At 75.0% G+C, this 6275-nt stretch carries 4 protein-coding genes; 3 read left to right on the top strand and 1 reads right to left on the bottom strand.

Annotation, left to right across the window (positions count from 1 at the left end; translation table 11 throughout):
* Positions 1-65: 65 nt before the first annotated feature.
* From J0670_RS26740 to J0670_RS26730, 3 genes are all read left to right on the top strand, one after another.
* Positions 66-1136, top strand: coding sequence for a BUD22 family protein (locus tag J0670_RS26740; RefSeq protein WP_243437561.1), 1071 nt, complete (start codon positions 66-68; stop codon positions 1134-1136).
* 76 nt (positions 1137-1212) lie between these two features.
* On the top strand, positions 1213-3087 hold the full coding sequence (locus J0670_RS26735) for an HSP90 family protein (protein WP_207814237.1): 1875 nt from the start codon (positions 1213-1215) through the stop codon (positions 3085-3087).
* Complete coding sequence (locus tag J0670_RS26730) at positions 3087-6077, top strand: hypothetical protein (protein ID WP_207814236.1); 2991 nt, start codon at positions 3087-3089, stop codon at positions 6075-6077. The genes J0670_RS26735 and J0670_RS26730 overlap by 1 nt, the downstream gene beginning before the upstream one ends.
* 63 nt (positions 6078-6140) lie before the next feature.
* Here the strand turns inward: J0670_RS26730 and J0670_RS40625 are convergent.
* A partial coding sequence (locus J0670_RS40625; protein WP_374223171.1) for a carbohydrate-binding protein occupies positions 6141-6275 on the bottom strand: 135 nt, incomplete at its 5' end.

Here is a 6275-nt window from a genome sequence, read left to right as displayed (position 1 = left end):
ACTCATCTGGGGTGGCCGCAGTGGGGCCATGCGATAGATGCCGATGATGTTCGAGGGGGCCACACATGCCGCTGTTCCGACGCCGCTCCGGGGGGGAGGGCGCGCAGGACCGGGCCGGTCGGCGCGGGTTCGGGTTCGGGTTCGGTAGACGGGCCGCCGAGGCGCCGGCGGCCGCTACCGGAGCGGCGCCGAGGCTCGATCCGGCCTTCGGCGACGAGACGGTCCGCCAGGCACTCGGGCAGGCCGGCGCCGGCGACTGGGCCGCGCTGCGCCCGGCGCTGGCCGCCGCCGCGAACGGCTCCGGCGGGGCGGACGGGGCGGACGGCGCCGAGCTGACCTGGCTCGTCGGGGCGATCTCCGACGTCCCCGGGGTCGAGCAGTGGACGGCCCGCGCCATCGCCGACGCCCCGGACGACGCGCTGCCGCTGCTGCTGTCCGGCGCCCGGCACGTCAACTGGGCCTGGGAGGCGCGCACCGGCGCCCGGGCCAAGCACGTCACCGAGGAGCAGTGGAAGCTCTTCCACGAGCGGCTGGAGGTCGCCGAGGAGCAGCTGCTGGAGGCCGCCGAGCGCGAGCCCGGCTGGCTGGCCCCCTGGTACTTCCTCCAGATCAGCGCCCGAGGCGCCTCGCTCGGCCCGGAGGTCGCCACCGCCCGCTTCGAGGCCGCCGTGCGCCGTACGCCCGGGCACCCGGGCTCGCACCGCCAGCGGTTGCAGCAGCTGTGCGCCAAGTGGGGCGGCTCGCACGACGAGATGCACGAGTTCGCCCGCTCCGCGATGCTCGCCGCCCCCGAGGGCAGCCCGCTCGGCGAGCTGGTCGTGCTCGCCCACCTGGAACGCTGGCTGGACCTCCCGGACGGCGAGGACCGCGCCTACCTGTCCAGCCCCACCGTGCTGGCCGAGCTGCAGGAGGCCGCCTTCCGGTCCGTCCTGCACCCGGACTTCGTGCCGGCCCGCGGCTGGCAGGCGAGCTTCAACACCTTCGCGATGGCCTTCTCCCTCGCCGACCAGCGCAAGACCGCGCGCCTGCTGTTCGACGCGCTGGACGGCTTCGTCACGGAGTCGCCCTGGCACTACCTGTCCGGCGACCCGGTCAAGGCCTTCCGCGCCCACCGCGACCGCTGCGCCGCGTACTGACGCGCCGAGCACACCCGCAGGCGCCGAGCGGCGCCCCTCGAACGTCACCCAACTTCCGCGATCGAAAGAGCCTCCGGTGTCCCCATCCGACAACCCGACGAGTGCGCACACCTTCCAGGTGGACCTGCGTGGCCTGGTGGACCTGCTCTCCCACCACCTCTACTCCAGCCCGCGGGTCTACCTGCGCGAGCTGCTGCAGAACGCGGTGGACGCGATCTCCGCCCGTCGCGCCCTCGACCCCGAGGCGCCGGCCACGATCACCGTCCGCGCCGATGACGAACTGTCCGTCACCGACACCGGCATCGGCCTGACCGAGAAGGACGTCCACACCTTCCTCGCCACCATCGGCCGCAGCTCCAAGCGCGACGCCGACGGCCGCCTGGACGGCGACGGGCTGGCCAAGGCCCGCGGCGACTTCATCGGCCAGTTCGGCATCGGCCTGCTCGCCTGCTTCGTGGTCGCCGACGAGATCACCGTGGTCACCCGCTCCGCCGCCACCCCGGACGCCCCGGTGATCGAGTGGCGCGGCAGCTCCGACGGCAGCTACACCATCCGCCCCCTGCCCGCCTCGGCCAAGCCCGAGCCGGGCACCACCGTCACTCTCGCCCCGCGCGCCGACGCCGCCGAGTGGACCCGCTCCGGTCGGGTGCTGGCGCTCGCCCGGGACTTCGGCAGCCTGCTGCGCCACGACGTCACCGTCATCGACGCGAACGGCACCGAGCACAAGGTCAACCGCACCCCGCCGTGGGCCGGTCGGCACGCCTCCCCGCTGGCCCGGCGCGACGCGCTCGCCGAGTACTGCCGCGCCACCTTCGACTTCACCCCGCTCGACACCATCGAGCTGGACCTCCCGCTGGTCGGCCTGCGCGGCGTCGCGTACGTGCTGCCGGACGCCGCCCCGCCCTCGCGCCGCAACGGCCACCGGGTGCACCTCAAGGGCATGCTGCTCTCCGACCAGGCCGACGAACTGCTGCCGGACTGGGCCTTCTTCGTCCGCTGCGTGGTGGACACCGACGGACTGCGCCCCACGGCCTCCCGCGAGGGCCTGTACGCCGACGAGACGCTGGCCGCCGTCCGCGACGCGCTCGGCGCCCGGATCCGCGACTGGCTGACCGGCCTGTCCGCGAGCGACCCGGCGCTGCTGCACCGCTTCCTCTCCGTCCACCACCTGGCCGTCAAGGAACTCGCCCGCTACGACGACGAGTTGCTGCGGATGATGCTGCCCTGGCTGCCGTTCGAGACCACCGACGGCAACGTCACCCTGGACGAGTTCGCCCGCAGCCACCCGGTGCTGCTGGTGACCCGTACGGTCGAGGAGTTCCGGCAGGTCGCCCCGATCGCCGGCGCGGCCGGTCTCGGCGTGGTCAACGGCGGCTACACCTATGACCGCGACCTGGTGCACCGGCTGCCCGAGATCCGCCCCGGTGTCTCCGTCGCCGACCTCGACCCGGGCACCGTCACCGCGCACCTGGACACCGTCGACCCGGCCGCCGAGCTGGCCGCCAACGCCTTCCTCGCGATCGCCCGCGAGGTGGTCGGCCGTTTCGACTGCGACGTGGCCCTGCGCAGCTTCCACCCGACCAACGCACCCGCCCTGCTGCTCGACAACCGGGAGGCCCGGCACGAGCGCACCCGCGCCCAACTCGCCGACGAGGCCGACGGGTTGTGGGCGGACATCCTGGGCTCGCTGCGGGCCGAGGTGCCCCGCGCCCAGCTGGTGCTCAACCACCTCAACCCGCTGGTGCGCCGCGCCGCCACCGTCACCAGCCGCGAGCTGGCCGTCACCGCCGTCGAGGCGCTGTACGGGCAGGCCGTACTGATGACCCGCCGCCCGCTCAAGGCCAGCGAGTCCGCGCTGCTCAACCGCTCGTTCATCAGCCTGCTCGACCACGCCATGCTCGGCCACGAGGCCCACGAGTCGGCCGGCCCCGACGAAGCGAAGGAGGCGTGATGCTGGACACCCCCGACGCGGTGATGGCCGCGCTGCGCGAGAACGACAGCCGCCCGTACGGCCGCACCCGCACCGTCACCGCCGAGGAACTCGTCGACGCCGCCGAGCAGTTCGAGGACACCGGGGTCCGCTCGATGGCCCTGCTCGAACTGATGGAGGCCTACGAGTACGACGGCGAGCGCAGCAAGAGCCCCGTGGTCTTCGCCCGGGTGCTCAAGCTCTGGGACAAGGACCCCGACGGCTTCGGCGAGTGGGCCCGGCACCAGGTGTTCTGGCGCTTCAAGTGGGTGGCCGGCGCGCTGCGGGACAACCCGGACGTGCCGCTGGCGGCCGTCGAGCGCTGGCTCACCGAGCTGCGCGACCGCTACCGCGCGGCCGGCTTCGGACTCCAGCCGTACTACGCCGAGCGCTACCACCTGGCCGCGTTCACCGGCACCGGCGTCCAGGACGCCTACGACCTGTGGGCGGCCCGCCCGCGCACCGAGATGAGCGACTGCCACGCCTGCGAGACCCGCGCCCGCGCCCGGCACTTCGCCGACGCCGGGGACGACGCCCGCGCGCTGACCGTCCTCGCCCCGGTGCTGGACGGCCGCAGCACCTGCGAGCAGGAGCCCTACCTCAGCCAGGCCACCGCCCTGCTGCCGCTGCTGCGCCAGGGCCGGCTGGACGAGGCCCGCTCGGGCCACCTGACCGGCTACCGCTACGCCCGCGGCAAGGCCGCGATGATGGGCGCCGTCGGCCTGCACATCGAGTTCTGCGCGCTGTCCGGCAACGAGCCGCGCGGCCTGGAGCTGCTGGCCGAGAACCGCGACCTGTTCACGGTGACCGGCGAGCCCGCCTCCCGGCTGGACTTCCTGGCCGGCGTCGAGGTGCTGATCGCCGGCCTGGCCGCGGTCGGCCACGGCGAGCTGGCGGTCAGCGGCCCGGCCGGTGCCTCCTGGACCGTCGACACCCTGCTCGCCCACCTGCGCACCGAGGCGGAGGCGCTGGCCGCCCGCTTCGACGCCCGCAACGGCACGGACGCGGTGAGCGCCGCGCGCCGCGCCCGGCTGGCCGTCGAGCCGCTGCTGGCCGAGCCGCTGGCGCTGGGCGTCCGGGCGGCGGTCGCGCTGGAGCTGTCCGCGGCCCAGGACGCGACCCAGGACGCGACCCAGGACGCGGCTCAGGGGGCGGCGTCGTCCGGTGCCGGGTCCGCCGTCGGGGCCGCCGCCCGGTCCGCCGGGGCCGCTTCGCGCCGTACCGTCGAGCCGGAGCCCGAGGACTTCACCGCCCTGGTGCTCCGGGCCCGCGAGCTGGAGCTCCTCGGGCACCCGGACGCCGACCGGCTCTGGAAGCGGATCGCCGAGCGGGCCGCCGCCGAGGACTTCGTCCACCCCGAGAACGCGGAGCTCGGCAGCGGCGAGCGGCTGCGCGCCGAACTCGCCGAGCAGCGCGCCCATGCGGCGCTGCGACGCGACGCGCACCTCGAAGGGCGAGCGGAACTGCTGGTCGCGGCGGAGCTGTTCGAGCAGGCCGGGCTGCCCGGTGAGGCGCTGATGGTGCGCACCCGTACGCTGATCGTCGAACTCGGCGACGTCGAGGGCGCGGTGGCCGACTGGGCGGAGCTGGACGCGGCGCTGGTCCGGGCCGAGGAACTGCGCGCGTCCGGCGACCTGACCGACGACGACTACCTGATCGTCCTCCAGACCCGCGCCTACGCCGCCCACCACGACCTGATCGAGGCGCTGCCCGAGCCCTCCGCGGAGGTCGCCGAGCGCTTCGAGGCGGCCGTCGGCGGCTACCGGCGGACCGCCGTCGAGCTCGGCTCCCAGCGCCGGGCCGCGACCAGCCGGCAGTACACCGCCGACGCCGCCGCCCGGCAGGGGCGCCTCGCCGAATCGGCGGCCGAACTGCGCGAGGTGCTGGCGCAGTTGGACGCGGCCGAACTGCCCTGGCACACGCCGCGGGTGCTCGGGCTGCTCGGCCAGGTGCTGCTGCAGAGCGGTGAACCCGGCCAGGCCGTCGAGGTGTTCCACCGGGCGCTGGCCGAGGCGGCGCGCTGGGGCGACGACTCCTACCCGTACGCGCCGACGTACATGATGCTGGGCCACTGCTGCATGCAGGTGGAGGACCTCGGCGGCGCGATCCGCGCGCTGTCGGAGGCCGCCGCGCGCTACGACCGGCAGGGCGCCTCGGCGGTCGAGGAGGCAGCCCGGGTGCGGCTGCAACTGGCCGACGTGCTGCGCGGCACCGGGCGGGCCGCCGACGCGGTGTCCGTCCTGGAGTCGGTGCTGGACGGGCCGACCGACGGGCTGGACGTGCGGATGCTCGCCCAGACCCGCCTCGACCTGGCCCGGGGCCTGGCCGAGCTGGAGGAGCACCGGGACGCCGCCGAGGAGTACCTGCGCCTCGCCGACCTGGTCGCCGGCTGGGAGGACCAGGAGACCCACACCATGGTCGCCTGCGAGGCCACCCTGGCCCTCGCCCAGGCCGGCCGCTGGGACGCCGCCGAGGCGGCCCTGGCTCGTGCCCGCGAGGCCCACGGCAAGGCTCCGCAGGTGGACCAACTGGCTTCCACCCTGCGGGAGTTGGCGCGGCTGACCATGTGGGCGCGGGAGGCCGAGGGGCTGGACGCGGCGCTGGCTCTGCTGGCCGAGGCGGACACCCTCGGCGAGGAAGCCGAGCGGCTCGGTCAGGAGTACAACGACTGGTACCTGCGCGGCGGTTCGCACTACGAGCGGGCGCGCTGCCTGGCCAGGGCCGACCGCTACGAGGAGGCGCTGGCCGAGGCCGAGCGGGCGATCGCGGTGTACGAGCGGGGCGGTGAGCAGGCCGAGGCGCCGCGGGCGGAGTCCATCCGGCAGGCCGCGCTGATCGAGGGCGGCGACCTCGGCCGGCGCCGGGCGGCGGTGGAGCGGCTCACCGCCGGGATCGCCCGCTGCGAGGCGGCCGGGCTGCCGGGCGCGGCGCAGGTGCTGGCGGAGCTGCGCGAGCGGTTCACGTCGAACTGACGGTTCCGCCGATGGAGAGGGGGCGGGCGTCCACGACGCCCGCCCCCTGACCTTCGGGTTCCGTCAGCAGGGGCCGTCGTCGCCCCAGACGCCCCACTGGCCGCTGGCGCTCGGCACCTCGTTCAGGGTCCACCACTTGGCGTGGTAGTTGTGCCCGTTGTACGAGACCTTGGCGCCCGCGTTGTACGTGGTGCTGGC

Origin of the sequence: Streptomyces sp. FH025 (genome assembly GCF_017427025.1) — a bacterium.
GTDB lineage: Bacteria > Actinomycetota > Actinomycetes > Streptomycetales > Streptomycetaceae > Kitasatospora.
This window is presented reverse-complemented; position numbering and strand designations above follow the sequence as displayed.

Bases quoted from the DNA above. Each gene is read 5' to 3' on its own strand.
- J0670_RS26740 (WP_243437561.1), top strand. From the start codon at position 66: ATGCCGCTGTTCCGACGCCGCTCCGGGGGGGAGGGCGCGCAGGACCGG.
- J0670_RS26730 (WP_207814236.1), top strand. From the start codon at position 3,087: ATGCTGGACACCCCCGACGCGGTGATGGCCGCGCTGCGCGAGAACGAC.